This is a genomic window from Clostridium mucosae (assembly GCF_024622765.1).
Classification (GTDB): Bacteria; Bacillota; Clostridia; order Clostridiales; family Clostridiaceae; genus Clostridium.
On the sequence record NZ_JANKAF010000019.1, the window covers coordinates 36,460 to 51,519 of the forward strand.

General features: G+C 25.1%; 13 protein-coding genes and 1 riboswitch. Of the genes, 10 read left to right on the forward strand and 3 right to left on the reverse strand.

Going from position 1 to position 15,060, the window contains the following annotated elements:
• The first annotated feature begins 7 nt into the window (after nucleotides 1–7).
• Nucleotides 8–2,068, forward strand: a complete 2,061-nt coding sequence (locus tag NSA50_RS16350; protein WP_257446797.1) for a hypothetical protein — start codon at nucleotides 8–10, stop codon at nucleotides 2,066–2,068.
• A 353-nt stretch (nucleotides 2,069–2,421) separates the two neighbouring features.
• Nucleotides 2,422–5,328 (forward strand): type I pullulanase, encoded by a 2,907-nt coding sequence (pulA, locus tag NSA50_RS16355; RefSeq protein WP_195263021.1) that lies wholly within the window; start codon nucleotides 2,422–2,424, stop codon nucleotides 5,326–5,328.
• Nucleotides 5,329–5,525: 197 nt separating this feature from the next.
• Here pulA and thiT read toward each other — a convergent pair whose 3' ends face one another.
• Nucleotides 5,526–6,170: an energy-coupled thiamine transporter ThiT gene (gene thiT, locus NSA50_RS16360; RefSeq protein ID WP_257446799.1), complete on the reverse strand. Its 645-nt coding sequence runs from the start codon at nucleotides 6,168–6,170 to the stop codon at nucleotides 5,526–5,528.
• Between the two features lie 62 nt (nucleotides 6,171–6,232).
• Nucleotides 6,233–6,333: riboswitch (TPP riboswitch) on the reverse strand.
• A gap of 323 nt (nucleotides 6,334–6,656) precedes the next feature.
• Here thiT and NSA50_RS16365 point away from each other — a divergent pair.
• Both NSA50_RS16365 and NSA50_RS16370 read left to right on the forward strand, forming a co-directional pair.
• Entirely contained in the window at nucleotides 6,657–7,190 is a 534-nt protein-coding gene (locus tag NSA50_RS16365; protein WP_257446803.1) for a hypothetical protein, read from the forward strand.
• Between the two features lie 102 nt (nucleotides 7,191–7,292).
• Nucleotides 7,293–7,769, forward strand: coding sequence for a L,D-transpeptidase family protein (locus tag NSA50_RS16370; RefSeq protein ID WP_257446806.1), 477 nt, complete (start codon nucleotides 7,293–7,295; stop codon nucleotides 7,767–7,769).
• 264 nt (nucleotides 7,770–8,033) lie between these two features.
• Here NSA50_RS16370 and NSA50_RS16375 read toward each other — a convergent pair whose 3' ends face one another.
• On the reverse strand, nucleotides 8,034–8,603 hold the full coding sequence (locus tag NSA50_RS16375) for a protein kinase family protein (protein WP_195263024.1): 570 nt from the start codon (nucleotides 8,601–8,603) through the stop codon (nucleotides 8,034–8,036).
• Between the two features lie 232 nt (nucleotides 8,604–8,835).
• Between NSA50_RS16375 and NSA50_RS16380 the strand changes: the two genes are divergently transcribed.
• The 4 genes from NSA50_RS16380 to NSA50_RS16395 all read left to right on the forward strand — a co-directional run bounded on the left by NSA50_RS16380 (nucleotide 8,836) and on the right by NSA50_RS16395 (nucleotide 11,430).
• Nucleotides 8,836–9,762 carry a GNAT family N-acetyltransferase gene (locus tag NSA50_RS16380; RefSeq protein WP_257446810.1) on the forward strand — a complete coding sequence of 309 codons (927 nt, stop codon included), beginning with the start codon at nucleotides 8,836–8,838 and terminating at the stop codon, nucleotides 9,760–9,762.
• 45 nt (nucleotides 9,763–9,807) lie between these two features.
• Nucleotides 9,808–10,287 (forward strand): PTS sugar transporter subunit IIA, encoded by a 480-nt coding sequence (locus tag NSA50_RS16385; RefSeq protein WP_195263026.1) that lies wholly within the window; start codon nucleotides 9,808–9,810, stop codon nucleotides 10,285–10,287.
• Between the two features lie 251 nt (nucleotides 10,288–10,538).
• Nucleotides 10,539–10,883 (forward strand): phenylpyruvate tautomerase MIF-related protein, encoded by a 345-nt coding sequence (locus NSA50_RS16390; RefSeq protein WP_195263027.1) that lies wholly within the window; start codon nucleotides 10,539–10,541, stop codon nucleotides 10,881–10,883.
• 91 nt (nucleotides 10,884–10,974) lie between these two features.
• A complete protein-coding gene (locus tag NSA50_RS16395) occupies nucleotides 10,975–11,430 on the forward strand; it encodes a GNAT family N-acetyltransferase (protein ID WP_257446815.1) in 456 nt (151 codons plus the stop codon).
• Between the two features lie 60 nt (nucleotides 11,431–11,490).
• Here NSA50_RS16395 and NSA50_RS16400 read toward each other — a convergent pair whose 3' ends face one another.
• Nucleotides 11,491–12,837: an MATE family efflux transporter gene (locus NSA50_RS16400; RefSeq protein WP_195263029.1), complete on the reverse strand. Its 1,347-nt coding sequence runs from the start codon at nucleotides 12,835–12,837 to the stop codon at nucleotides 11,491–11,493.
• A 331-nt stretch (nucleotides 12,838–13,168) separates the two neighbouring features.
• Here NSA50_RS16400 and NSA50_RS16405 point away from each other — a divergent pair, with 331 nt between their 5' ends.
• Together NSA50_RS16405 and NSA50_RS16410 are read left to right on the forward strand one after the other, a co-directional pair.
• A complete protein-coding gene (locus NSA50_RS16405) occupies nucleotides 13,169–14,359 on the forward strand; it encodes a hypothetical protein (protein WP_257446818.1) in 1,191 nt (396 codons plus the stop codon).
• Between the two features lie 15 nt (nucleotides 14,360–14,374).
• Nucleotides 14,375–15,058 carry a response regulator transcription factor gene (locus tag NSA50_RS16410; protein WP_195428239.1) on the forward strand — a complete coding sequence of 228 codons (684 nt, stop codon included), beginning with the start codon at nucleotides 14,375–14,377 and terminating at the stop codon, nucleotides 15,056–15,058.
• Nucleotides 15,059–15,060 lie beyond the last annotated feature (2 nt).

Sequence of the window (15,060 nt, forward strand, 5' to 3'; positions counted from 1 at the left end):
TATAGGAATGGATGGATTATTTGCTAAGTCAATAAATGATGTAGATCATGGATATTTAAATATATTAAGGAATAAAGATTTGCAAAAAGTTAAGGACAATATACAAATCTATATAGAAGAAGAAAAAAAATATGAATATGTACAATATGCAAAAGCTATTTATTATTATTTAGAAAAAGACAAAAAAAGAGCAGCTAAATTTTTTAGTAGAACTTTAAGTAGCAATAAGATAAATGATTTACATGAAAGAGGAAAAATATTTTTATATATGACTAAGTGTTATTCTGATCTTAATGAAAGTTATCTTCAAAAGAAATATTTTAATTTAGCAGAAGAAATTTTTATAGAAGAAAAGTCATATTATTATTTAATTCAGCTATATTTATCAACAATGTACACTGAAGCATTAAAAAGAAGAGAAAATTATTATATAAAAAAATATTTAAAGAAAACTAGGGAAATGATAACTTTGTTAAAAGACGAAGATGTATTCAATATTTATGTTTGTCTTGGTGAAGTGTACATTTATATAAAAGATTATGAATCGGCTAAAAATATGTTTAAGGAAGCTATGAAATATGCAAAGCTTAATAATAAATATGATGAAATTGCATTTACAGTTTGTTTTTTGAAAGATATTTATGTAATTGATAACAGATTATCTGATGCGAGAGAAATAATTATTGAAACTATAGAAACGTATGAAAAAAAATTGAATATAATGACAAAATTATCTTTAGCTATAGAGATATTTGAAATATATATAAATGAGAAGAAAATAAATAAAGATATAGAAGTATTGCTTGCTTATATTAATAAAATCTTAAAGAAGTTAGATAAGAGAAAGCAACAGCAGTTTAAGGTTAAAGTAAATATATTAATATGTAGAAAAATAATGCTTGAAATAGAAGAAGATGTATCTAAAAGGGAAAATCTATCTATAGTTAAAGGATTAATTAGGGAAAGTGAAGAAACCTATATTAAGTATAAGAAAAATTTTAAGTTCTCTGACATATATTATTGGATAATAATAATAAAAGGAGATATTAGTTTTTCAGAAGGAGATTATTTAAAAGCATTAGAGTATTATAATGATGCATTAAGAAGCTCTTACAAATTCAATATTAGGTATACTTTAAGATGCTATAATGGTATTAAATTAGCTTATAAGAATAATGGTGACTATGAAAAAGCATTAATAATTGCAAAAAGAATCAATTCGATTTTGAAGGATATTAATATAGAAAATGAAAAAAAAGTAACTAAAATAAATGCTAGATATAATGAACTAAAGTCATATGATAAGATAAAAGAAAAGTTTTTTTCGAAATTGTCGTATGATTTAAAAGAACCAATTAACTCAATTTATTCTTGTATTCAATTAATAGATAATATGAGTAATATTGGGAGTTGTGAATTAAAGGAGTATTATTTAAAATACAATTCTGTAGTTACAAAAAATTGTTTAAAGGTATTAAAAACTATAAATAATTTAATTGATGCAGTAAAAATAGATGCAGATGAATTAAAGGTGGAATTTAAAAATTATAATATAGTTTACTTAGTTGAAGACATTGTATCAAAAACTGTAAAATATGCAAGTCTTCAAAATAATGATTTAATATTTGATACAGAAATAGAAGAATTAATTATAAAGTGTGATCCAAATTTAATTGAAAAAATAATACTAAGTATTATTTCAAATACATTAATGGTATCAGTAGAAAATTCCGATATATTTATAAGCATTTCAGAGACAAAAAGTTATGTAAAAATTAAATTTAAATATAATGGAAATGATGTTGATAATTGTATATTTAATTCATTAAGAAATAATATTAACAGTTACTCATTTAAATTTTATGCTAAGAATTTATCAATAGCTAAATCTTTATTAGAGCTTCATAATGGAAAAGTATATGTTAATAATAAATATTCTTATGGAAATGAATTAACAATATTACTACCAAAGTTAATGTTTCAAGATTTAAATAAAAATATGACTATTGAAAACTATCAAATAAATGATTTAAATGTTGCAATTGAATTTTGTGATTTAATATTATAGCGTGGATTAAGATATGAGTAAAAACTATAAAGGAATTTGATGTTTATGTAAGTAAGCTACAAATTATATCTATAGTTTTTATTTTTTGACTTATATATTTAAAGTAAGTTATATATTGATTACAATTATTAGGATTATTAACTTAGTGATCTTCACAAATCAATATCAAATTAATACAAGAATTAGTAGGATATATAATGAAAAAGTTCATGAATGGTGAAGTATAAAATTAAAGTCTAATAATATTATTTTATGAATCAAATAAATTTTACTAATGATTAAGAAGAAACAAGTAGGGGCAATAATTATTTATATGAATAAAATATAATAGCAAGGTTTTAGGAGTTGAAGGAATGATAAGCTATAGCGATAATATAACACATAATTATATAAACAATAACAACTCTAATAAAATATATAATATTAACTCATTAGAAATAAAAGCATCTAGTAATGTATTTTTTTTAGGTGAGGAAATACAATTAGTAGCATTAAAAGAATCGATATTTGGAATAAAAGAAATAAGAGATGTTTATTGGACAATTGATTATTTAGGAAAAGATATCACGCTTTCAAATAATATAATTAAAATAAGTAAACTATTAAGAAATAAAAACTCTCTTAAAGTAACTTGTATAGATAAAATTACAGGAGAAAGAGCCTGCAGAGAGTTTTCTATTATTTTAAATGAAGTAGAAGGAACATTAATACATTTCATAAAAAATGATGGTGATTATTTTGGAAATGGATACAAGTGGGATTTATGGAGCTTTTCAAATCATGGAGTTTCATATGCAGTTGAGTTACAAAATAAAAGTGATTTTGGTAGATGTGCATTTGTGAGGGAAGAAAATATAATTGCAAGAAGAAAAGCCTGGGGAGATAACTGGGGAAATGATTGGTCTGAGCAAACAGCAACATTTGAAATACCAAAAGGAATAAAAAATTGTTATATAGTTTATGGAGAAAATAAAATTATAACAAATTTAGAAGATGTAATTGAATATATAAAGCCTAGGATTGAAATTGCAATAATGGATAATAAAGATAGCATTACAGCATTTTTATCTAAAACTCCTTTGGATGGTACTAAATTTTATCTCTACATTAATGGAATTAAAAAAGAAAATTGCGAGTATGTAATTGATAAATTATTTAAAAAGGTTGAGTTTAAAAAGTTAGATGCCAAAATATCACCAAGTGATTTAGTTGAAATAAGGGCTAGTAATACATTTTTACCTTGTAAAGTAACCATGAGAAACTTTTTAGATAATTATTATTATGATGGAACTGATATGGGAGTTGTATATGATGAGGAAAATATATATTTAAGAATTTGGGCTCCTACAGCATTTAAGGTAGATTTATGTTTATATGAAAATTGGTATGATATTAATGAAAGTGAAAAAAACATATATCATATGGATAAAGATGAAAAAAGCGGAACTTATTTTACTGAGATTAGTAGAAAAAAAAATGAATGTAGCTTTTATCTATATAAACTATATTTCAAAGATATAGATAGAAATGGATTAGAATATATAAAGATAAATTATGCAGTAGATCCATATGCAGTATCAGTAGGAATAAATGGAGAAAAAGGATTTTTAGTAGATATAAATAATGTAAAATCAATGCCATTTGGATGGTTATGTGACAAAAGACCACAGCTTTTAAGAAAAGAAGACTCTGTAATTTATGAAGTACATGTAAGGGATTTTACTATAAGTGATGATAGTGGAATAGATAAAAATATCAGAGGTAAATATTTGGGATTAGCTAAAGAGGGAACTTCTTATAAAGATAAGAAAAGAAAGATTACTGTAAAAACAGGAATTGATCATTTAAAAGAACTTGGAATAACACATATACATCTGTTACCTGTATTTGATTTTGGCTCAGTTGATGAAAGAAAATCAAATAAAAAAGGTAATAGAAATTGGGGATATGATCCTAAGAATTACAATGCGCCTGAAGGTAGTTATTCAAGTGATCCATATGATCCAATTTCGAGAATAATCGAGCTCAGGGAAATGATTAAAAATCTTCATAAAAACGGAATAAGGGTAGTTATGGATGTAGTTTATAATCATATGCAGGAAACAAGAAGTTTAGATAATATAGTTCCAGCATATTATTTTAGAACTAATTATAGAGGTAGATTTACAAATGGATCAGGATGTGGAAATGAAATAGCAACCGAAAGACCTATGGTTAGAAAGTTTATAATTGATTCTATAAAACATTGGTTAAAAGATTATAATATAGATGGACTAAGATTTGACCTTATGGAATTAATAGACATTGATACTATGAAGGAAGTTGTAAAAGAAAGTAAGAAAATAGATGAAAGTATATTAATTTATGGTGAGCCATGGAAAGGTGGAGAGTCATCACTTACAAATGGAACTTATAAAGGTAGTCAAAGGGGAGAAGATTTTTCCATATTTAATGATTCCTTTAGAGATTTTATAAGAGGAAATAATAACCCATCTAATGGATTTGTCAATGGAAGTCAACATGATGGAGCTACAGCATGGAGCATAATAGAAGGGTTAAAAGGATCTATAAATACATTGACATATTATCCAAGAGAAAGTATAAATTATGTAGATGCACATGATAATTATACTCTTTGGGATCAAATTGAAAAAAGTTTAACACCTGACATTAAAGAGAAAGATTATAGAAAAATTAAAGAAGAAAATATATTTGAAAATCATTTGGTGAGAAGAAATATATTAGCGCTTGCAATAATATTAACATCACAAGGAATACCATTTATACAGGGTGGAGCTGAAATATTAAGAACGAAAAATGGTGATCATAACAGTTATAAGAGTCCTGATAATATAAATGCAATATTTTGGAGAGATAAAGCAAAATATATTGAAGTATTTAACTATGTGAAGGGATTAATAGAAATTAGGAAGAATTTTAAAGCGTTTAGACTAGAAAAGAGAGAAGAGTTAAACAATATTGAAATTAGCTTTTTAAATGGTGAAGAAAAGGTTGGAGTAATTAAATGGCATTTTAAAAATTTAAACCATATAGAACAAAATATTAATGATTTAATTGTTGTATACAATGGAACATCAATAGATGACTATGATATAAATCAATATATACCAGCTTCAAAAAAAGGGGAATGGAATATAATTGCTGATTTTAATAAAGCAGGAGTAGAAATAATAAAGACAGTTAAAACATCAGAAGTGCCAAAGTTGAAATCATACTCAATTTTAGTCTTATATTCATAGTAGTTTTATACAAGTGAAATTAGAGAAAAAAATGGAATAAGAGCTAATTATAATTAGCTCTTATTCCATTTTTAATTGACCGATTATTCACTATTTAACAAAAAATATTCAATCATTACTAAGAATAAGTTTTTAATGCATAAGTATATAATTAAATAAATACAGTAAAATATAATATTTATAATGATTTATAAAATTCATATTGTGAAATTGCTACTTTTTTCAATGATTCTATCTATTGGTAGCAATGCTGTAATTATTAATACTACAATGAAATTACCTCCAACCACTAATCCATTAGCAAGTAAGGAGTAAAGCATAGGAGGCCAACCTTCTGGGGCAAACTGTCCAAAGAATAAGAAGCCTGATATAAAGTGAAATATAAATCTTATAAACATGCCTACGAAAATACCTAAGAGTTTTTTATTCTTAAAGTATCCAGCAATTCCCATAGCCATAAATGGAAGAGGATAATCGAAAAGAACTTGAATTGGATGGAGTATATAAGGACTTATAATCAAATATATAATTCCAAATAAAAATCCTGTAAGCATACCAATTTCAGGACCATACATAAAGGCGATAATTAAAATAGGAACCATACTTCCTAAGTTAATACTTCCAGCACCATTAGGCAAATCCACAATCTTTATAAGATGAAGTATTGTAGCAAGAGCTAAAGCAATACCAATTCTAGATATAATTTTAGCATCTAGATTAATTTTCTTAAATCTAATAAGTGATAATATTAATATTATTACACCAATAAGTGTAGCTAAAGAAAGTGGGTTTTTCAAGATTTCAGTAAAACCTTCTTTTAATGTGTTAATAAAAATATCCATAAAAAATACCTCCTAAAAGTTGCTAGGAGGTATACTTATAGCTTTGATATAATCATTCCTATAAAAGTACATCGTGACTTTCCTACGCTGGTATTATCCAGATCAGGTAAAGAGGGTTAATGAATTATCATTTCTCAGCCAAAAGGCACCCCTAGCACTTAAATTATTTAATTTATAAGTAAAGCTTACATAAATTTGCTATAAAAGTAAATATTTAATTGTTTTAATATTTTAGTTATATAGAAGATTTGTAAAATTTAATATAAAAATATATACATATATAACTTTATAAAATGATTAATGTTATTTATAGTAAAAATAAAGGTATTTATGAATAAATCTTTTAAAAGAATATATGTAAATAGGCTTTAAAAAAATAATTTTGTAAGAATCAACTATTTATTTAGAATAAAAAATAATGTATTATAAGAAATGGGTTTATTATAATACATTTAAACAAAAAAAATTATTATATGGGGGAAGAAGATGATAAAAACTAAAAAGATGAAGATAATAAGTATTTTACTTATAGTAACACTTATTATTTTAGGCAGTACTGGAGCTTACCTTGTAAAGGTTAGCAAAGAAAAAAACTTAAATGTGCAAATAGAAGAAGTAAATAAAGTTTTTAGTTCGTTGAAAATTTCTAATATGAATAGTGATGAAGAAGAACTTTATATGAAATTAAAAGAAAGCTTTAATAAATCTATAAGTGATAAAAATTTAATTGAAGCTAATGAGACTTTAAAAACGATGAGTGATTTAAAATCTTCTGTTGAAAAGCGAGTTAAAGAAGAAGAAGAGAAAAATGCGGAAGAAGAAAGAATAAGAGAAGAAAATGAAAGAGAATTGGCATCAAAAGATGAAACTGAAAAAAAGGAAGAAGAAGTAAAAGAAGATGCTAAAAAAGAAGATATTGTAAATAAATCCAATACATCAAATATAAGCAACGGAACCAATGTACAACAACCAGTTTCTACTAATAATGAGCCTAAAATTGCAAATACTTCTGTTGCATAAAATTCCAGAGAAATAATTTCAGTAGTAAGTACAGGTGGTAGTACAGCAGAGTTAGTATTATGGCAAAAAGATAGTAATGGAAAATGGTATGAATATGATAGTATGTTTGCAAAACTTGGAGAAAATGGAATGAAATCTGCAAATGATGTTTATGAAATGGACTTATGCACCCCAACTGGAGTATATAGTTTAACGGAAGCTTTTGGAGCTGCCCAAAACCCAGGAAGTGGAGTTCCATATCGAGTTTTAGATGGGTCAGAATATTGGGTAGATGATGTTAACTCTCCTTATTATAATACAATGCAATTTGGAGAGCCAAATGGACGATGGAATTCAGCTGAGTATTTAATAGAGCATAGTAATTCATACAAATATGCGTTAGTGATTGATTATAATAGGTATCCTGTTATAAGCGGTAAAAGTTCTGCTATATTTTTGCACGTAGATGTTGGAGTTCCTACTTGGGGATGTGTAGCAGTTGAGCAAAGTAAGATGAAGGAAATATTACAATGGATAAATCCTGGAGATAATCCTAAAATAATGTTAGCTTTAAGCTATAATGAGCTTTATAGTTATTAAAAATAAATGGTTAGAAATATAAAATTTATATTTACTAACCATTTATTTTTTTATAATTAATTCATAAGATTAAGGCTTAAGAATGTCTATTGTATCTACTGTAGTTAAGTAAAGAAAATTTTATCTATAATTTGAAGATTATATTTACAGCTTAACAACTATAAAAATAACGATAAAATGTACAAGATATATACTTTATTCCATTAAAGACATATTACCATAAAATATATAAAATGTAAATAAATATATAATGATTAATTTTGATTAACCATATCGATAAATTCTCTTTTCCCTTGGAGATGCAAGATAATCATATGCAGAAGTCCAATAAGGAAGCAGCTCTGGTTTATATTCCAAAACATCTTTTAAAAACTTATCGAATAAATGAAGTTTAGCTAGTATTTTTATTATGTCTTTAGGATATGGTGTTACTTTAGTATATGGTTTTCTGGGATCTATAACCATAATCTTACCTTTTGAGTTTACAAATATATGAGCGTTTCTTATGTTAATTCTTTTAAAGTTCAGTCTTTTCAAGTCCTCGATTAAATCTATAATTTCTATAGATAAATTATAAGTTAGGCCATGTTTAGAGATATATTCAAAAAGATTTTCTCCACCTACATATTCTCTCACTAATATATTACTTACTCTTAATAAAGGATTTGGAAAGAAAGGACTATCTAAAGTTTTTCTAAGTATTTCTTCTTCATTTTTAGCTGCTTTAACATTTTTAAATGTCTTAAGAGCAAAGCCTTCAGGTGTTAAGTAAACAGAGCCTTCAGCTCCGGAACCTAATAATTTACAGTTTTGAATTTCTAATAGGTAATTCATAAAATCACACTTTATTAATTGCTTTTAAATATTATATGCTAATAAAAATAATATGATATTAAATTATGTAAAAGTAAGTGAAATCAAAACTTATATTAAGATTATAAAAGATAATTTAATATATATAAGTATGGAATTACTAAGAATATAGAAATAAAATTAATTTATAGAATACTATAATAGTAATTATAAGTTTATATCAAGATTTTATTAAAGAGAAGGATATAAGAAAATGGATGAGTTTGTTTTATTTAAAAATTTTAGTAAAAATAAGAAGTATAGAAAAAGCTTTAGTAATTTAGCTTCAGATATATTTGGATTAAATTTCGAGATGTGGTTTGCAGAAGGGTATTGTAATGAGAATTATATTACATATTCTTATATATACAATGAAAAAGTAATATCAAATGTTTCTATAAATAAATTTACAATAATGCAAGACGGAGAAATAAAAAAAGTAATTCAGTTAGGTACTGTTATGACAGATAGTAATTATAGAAATAAAGGCTTAATAAGAAGATTAATAAATGAAATCTTTAAAGATTATAAGAATAAGGTAGACTATATATATTTATTTGCTAATAATTCTGTTTTAGATTTTTATACTAAGTTTGGATTCAATAGAAAAAATGAAACTGAATATAAAATAAGCATGAATGATATAAGAAATAGAAATTCTAGGAAGATTAATTATAAAAAAATGGGGTATAAAAATGTTGCAAGTGTAAGAAGGTTAAATTTATCATTGCCAACAGATAAAATAATTATGGAAAGATTATGTAAAGATAGATATCCTGTATCAAATAAATTTGGAATAATAAAGGATGAATGGCCCTTAAAAGTATATTGTAATTATATATTTAATAATAATCTTTATTATTTTCAAGATGATGATATTGTAGTTATTTTAGAAAGGAAAAATGATGAGGTTATTATATATGATATTATAAGTAAAAATCCTATAGATATTGATAATATATTAATTAGGGTTATTGAAAGTGATGATAAGAATATTAAGATTAACTTTATACCAGAATCTAATAAGTTTAAAGTTATTACAAGAGATGTTATAGATGATGATAATGCTTTATTTATAAAAAATTGCAAGGGTAAGGTTAGAGATGGAGAAATACTTTTTCCTGTAACTTCACATACTTAATAAAATATAATATAGTAGGCTATAAATATTTTTAGTGAGGAGTAAATGGATACAAATATAACTTATAATATTAATAATATAGTTGATAATTACATCGTTTCTAGTAACAGAAAAAAATTATCTGTAGGATTTTTAATAACTGGACACGGTACCTTTGCTTCTGGTTTGTATAGTGCTTTAAAGTGTTTAAATGGTGATTATGATAATGTAGAAGTAGTTGATTTTATTGTAGGGGACAGCATAAATGATTATGATAAGAAGTTAAATGATTCCTTATTAAATTTAAGTATTTATAATAAAGTGATTGTATTATGTGATTTATTTGCAGGAACACCTTTTAATAGAGTAATGATTAATTTAGTTAATAATCAAGAAAAGTATTGTGTTTTTGGAGGGGTAAATTTGCCTATTACAATAGAAGCTATAATGGCAGGAGAAACATTTACAGATATTAATGCATTGATTAATTATATAAAAGATGTATTTAAAGATACATTAATTGATGGAACTGAAAAGCTGGATTAATATATTTAGATATATTTATTGAATAACATTTTAATTTGCATGAAGAGGAGACTATACATTAAATTGTAATAATCTCTTCTTTAATGAACTAGTTTATTATGCTATAATCAAGTTTATAGAAAGTAAGGAAATATTATGAATAGTATAAAAAGTAATTAAAAGTATAAAATATGGTACTGATGAGGAAAGTATTAATAAATTAGTATCTTACAATATAAGAAAATATATAAAGCAAATTAAGGAGGAAAGTGATGCCTTTTATAGATTCAAAAGTAACTGTGAAATTAAGTTCAGAAGAAAAAGAATTATTAAAAACTAAATTAGGAAATATAATTACAAAAATTCCTGGTAAAAGTGAAAATTATCTTATGATAGGATTTCAAGATGAATACTCTTTATATTTTAGAGGAGAAGAATTGAAATATGGAGCATTCGTTGAGGTGAAAATTTTTGGGGAAACTTCAAAAAGTGATTTAGAAAAAGTAACTAAGGAAATTTGTGATTTATATGAAAAGGAGTTAAATATCCCTAAAGATGCGATATATATTAAATATGAGCAAGTAGAAAACTGGGGATTTAATGGCTTTAACTTTTAAGCGATTGTATATTAATTATAAAATATAATATAATATAATATAAATTTTATAGTTAATTACCTAATAATAAGTCGTTTAGGGGGTGGTTAATATGGAATGGAAGATAAAAAAATTTGAGGATTTAAGTACTAAAGAGCTTTATAGTATACTAGCTTTAAGGAATAAAGTTTTTGTTATAGAACAAGAATGTATTTATCAAGATTGCGATTATAAAGATTTAGAGGCATATCATTTATTCTGTACTGATGATAATAGTACAGTGGCATATTTAAGAATACTTAAGAAAGGTGTTTCTTATGATGAAGTGTCTATTGGACGGGTAGTAGTAGATGAAAAATATAGGGGTAGAGATTTAGGTAGAAAAGCTATGAAAAAGGCTTTAGAATTTATTAATAATACTTATGGTGAAAGTCCAATTAGAATATTTGCACAAGTTTACATAAAAGATTTTTATAAAAGCTTAGGATTTATAGAAGTTTCTAATGCATATTTAGAAGATGATATACCTCACATAGAAATGCTAAGAAATATTAAATATAATAACTAAAGTAAAAGAAAATTTCTAATAAATGTAGCATTATTTATTAGAAATTTTCTTTTGTTTTTTCTATTCAGCTAATTGCTTTTCTTTTAAAATTACGTTAATTCTTTTAAAATAAGTAATTCCAAGGGGAATAGCAGCGGCAAACCAAGCAGCAGGATCAGCTAAAGCAATTCCAGTAAATCCTATTAAGCTTGGCAATGTAAATGCAACAACTGTTCTAGCTATCATTTCCGCAACTCCAGCCATCATAGGTACAAAGCTATCTCCAATTCCTTGAAGAGTATTTCTATATATAAAAATTAATCCTAAAGGTATATAAAATATGGAAACTGTATTTAAGTAATGCCTTGCGTATTCTATTACTTCTAAATCACTTCCATCAATAAATAACTTTGTAAAGGTACCACCAAATGTAACTACAACAATTGTGGATATTATACTTACAATAATACTAATAATGGTACATTTTTTAACTCCTTCTTTAATACGATCTATTCTTCCAGCACCAAGATTTTGTCCAGAATAAGTAGCCATAGCAACACCAAATGTAACGGCAGGTTGCATAACTAGTTGTTGAACTTTAGATGCAGCAGTGTATGAAGCTATTATTTTAGAACCAAAATTATTTAAAGCACCTTGGAGAATCATAGCACCAGCAGCTGTTATTGAAAATTGAAGTGCCATTGGGATACCAATTCTTAATTGGCTTTTAACATAGTTTTTTCTGATTTTCCAATGCCTACTTTGTAATCTCAATATAGGGAATTTTTTAATTATATATAATGCACATAATATAGCTGATATTGATTGAGAAATAATAGTGGCATAAGCAGCTCCAGCTACTCCCATTGAAAAATTAACAATAAACACAATATCTAAAATTATATTTAGGATTGAAGCTATAATTAAGAAGTATAGAGGCGTTTTACTATCACCTAAAGCTCTTAAAATACTTGCAAACATATTATAAAATATTATTGCTATATTACCAGCATAAATTACTATTATATATGCTAATGCTTCATCCATAATATCAGCAGGTGTATTCATAAGTTGAAGTAATGGTTTTGCAGAAGCAATGCTGATAATAGTTACTACTATAGTCATGATGGCAGATAAAATTAAAGAACTAGCGTAAGCTTTCTTTACACCTTCTTCATCATTAGCACCAAATCTTTGTGAAACTAAAACTGCAAAACCACTAGTTAGTCCAATAACAAAACCATTAACTAAAAAAGCCATAGCACCAGTAGATCCGACTGCAGCCAATGCATTTACACCTAGATAGCGACCAACTATTATAGTGTCAGCCATGCTATAAAACTGTTGAAATATATTGCCTATAAGTAAAGGAATAGAAAATGTTAAAATAAGTTTTACAGGATTTCCTGTTGTCATATCTTTTGTCATAAATAATCCCCTCCATATACATATCTATAATAAACTAAATATGCCTTACTAATTTCATTAATTGTACAAACATTTACAATAATAGCATTATAAATAATTATTATCAACTTTATTTCAAATTTAGAAAATAAATGTGAATTTTTAATATAAATAAATATTATATAATTAGAAGAAAAGTAAAATAATGATTATATAAAAATATAAATTTTTATTTAAAATATATAAAAGTATAAAAGAATTTTTAAATTTAACAACTTTGTAACAACTTAAATAAACTATGTAAAAACTTCTATGTAATATATAATAAAATAGTACATGGAGGTTTTTTATTATGAAAAGAATATTTTTGTTTATTTTGGCTAGCTTATCTGTATTTACAGTTAGTTGCAATAACACAAAAATCTTAGAAGAAAATACTAAGGATAATGAAGTGTTAAATAAATATAAAATTACAGAAAGAAATGTAAATATAAATTATGATGATAGAGCTTTTGAGCCGCTTTTTTATGATGATGATGGAGTTAATGGAATTTTAGACACTAGAAAGCAAGGAACTGTTAATGATAACGAAGTAAGAGTTCCATATATATTAAATGAGGATGGAGTATTGGTTAAGGAAGAAAACAAATGGTTTTCAAAGGAAGGTGCAAATTTTATCAGAAGAAGAGGAGGTAAATTATACAAAGGTTTGTATAGTGAAGGACTTCATACAAGAGATAATACTTTTTATTATATGGATTTAGAAAAGAATGTTAAATTTGAATTAGTTGGATATGACAAAATGTATTATAACGTTATTGATTCATTTGAATATAGATATGAAGATTATTTTCAAATTAAGGATGACTATTATATAGAAGAAATAAATAATGTAACGGAAAACTATGAATCAAAAGAAGAAAAATCTATATTAATAGTAGATATAAAAAATAAAACTTATTACACAACAGATATAATTAAAATGAATCCTAATAAGTTTTACTATGATGAAAAAGAAAAATCTTTAATGGCTTTAGATAGTTTAGGCAAAATAAAAAAAGTAATTCTAAAAGATGGGAAGATTTATTTTGAAGATTTTGGGTATATAAATATCTCAAAGATTGGTATAGAAAGTTTATTTGATAATAAAAAGCCTATGTTCAATGGGTACATAATTAGTGAAGATAATTTGATTTTTCAAGTAAGAGGTAATGAGAGGTTTGAATATATATTATATAATATAAGAACAGATGAACTTATATTTTTGAATAAAGAAGTATTTATAAAGAGTCAAATTGAAGATACCGAGTTTTTTCTAGTTAGTACTAATAATAAGGTTTATCTTGCGAAAATAAATGACAATTATGAATTTGATTTGATTTATAGATTAGCAGGATTAGAAAATTACGATAGTCTTACGGTAAAAGCAAATAAAGATGAAAGTAGTATTTTCTTTGCATTAGAAGCCTTTGATCATTCAGAAGGAGCAAAGTCAATTTTAAAAGACTCTAAATATTTCTTTTTAGAAATCGAAGAAAAGTAAATTTATGGGGGAACTATGGGAAAGAAAAAAATATTAGTAGTTGAAGATGAATATTCAATAAATGATGCAGTAACATTTGCACTTAGAAAAGAAGGTTATGATGTAAGAAGTGTATTTAAAGGAAGAGATGCATTAGAAAAAGTTAGAGAGTTTGAGCCTAATTTAGTATTATTAGACTTAATGTTACCTGATATAGATGGCTTTGATGTTTGTAAGGAAATATCTAAAAGCACTTATGTAATAATGTTAACTGCAAGAGGAGAAATAATAGACAGGATACTTGGGTTGGAACTTGGTGCTGATGATTATATAGTAAAACCTTTTGAAATCAAAGAAGTACTGGTTAGAATAAAAGTTATATTTAGAAGAAATGAAAAAAGACTAGTAGAAAACAATTTCTTAGATGGAGATAAGAAAAATGAAATTATACAAATTAATACAAAAGAAAGAAGCGTAATAAAAGATGGGGAAGGAGTTATTCTTAGAAGAAAGGAGTTTGATTTATTAAATTTTCTATATGAAAATAAAGGAATTGTATTTTCAAGAAATGATTTATTAGATAAAGTATGGGGATATGATTATGAAGGTGATACGAGAACTGTAGATGTTCATATAAGAAGGCTAAGAGAAAAGCTTAATGAGGATAAAGATAATTCTATTATAGAAACAGTGTTTGGAATAGGATATATAATGAGGTGATG

Excerpts from the sequence above, each read along its gene's own strand:
- NSA50_RS16350 (WP_257446797.1), top strand. The coding sequence starts at position 8 with ATGGATGGATTATTTGCTAAGTCAATAAATGATGTAGATCATGGATAT.
- pulA (WP_195263021.1), top strand. The coding sequence starts at position 2,422 with ATGATAAGCTATAGCGATAATATAACACATAATTATATAAACAATAAC.
- thiT (WP_257446799.1), bottom strand. The coding sequence starts at position 6,170 with ATGGATATTTTTATTAACACATTAAAAGAAGGTTTTACTGAAATCTTG.
- NSA50_RS16365 (WP_257446803.1), top strand. The coding sequence starts at position 6,657 with ATGATAAAAACTAAAAAGATGAAGATAATAAGTATTTTACTTATAGTA.
- NSA50_RS16370 (WP_257446806.1), top strand. The coding sequence starts at position 7,293 with ATGTTTGCAAAACTTGGAGAAAATGGAATGAAATCTGCAAATGATGTT.
- NSA50_RS16375 (WP_195263024.1), bottom strand. The coding sequence starts at position 8,603 with ATGAATTACCTATTAGAAATTCAAAACTGTAAATTATTAGGTTCCGGA.
- NSA50_RS16380 (WP_257446810.1), top strand. The coding sequence starts at position 8,836 with ATGGATGAGTTTGTTTTATTTAAAAATTTTAGTAAAAATAAGAAGTAT.
- NSA50_RS16385 (WP_195263026.1), top strand. The coding sequence starts at position 9,808 with ATGGATACAAATATAACTTATAATATTAATAATATAGTTGATAATTAC.
- NSA50_RS16390 (WP_195263027.1), top strand. The coding sequence starts at position 10,539 with ATGCCTTTTATAGATTCAAAAGTAACTGTGAAATTAAGTTCAGAAGAA.
- NSA50_RS16395 (WP_257446815.1), top strand. The coding sequence starts at position 10,975 with ATGGAATGGAAGATAAAAAAATTTGAGGATTTAAGTACTAAAGAGCTT.
- NSA50_RS16400 (WP_195263029.1), bottom strand. The coding sequence starts at position 12,837 with ATGACAAAAGATATGACAACAGGAAATCCTGTAAAACTTATTTTAACA.
- NSA50_RS16405 (WP_257446818.1), top strand. The coding sequence starts at position 13,169 with ATGAAAAGAATATTTTTGTTTATTTTGGCTAGCTTATCTGTATTTACA.
- NSA50_RS16410 (WP_195428239.1), top strand. The coding sequence starts at position 14,375 with ATGGGAAAGAAAAAAATATTAGTAGTTGAAGATGAATATTCAATAAAT.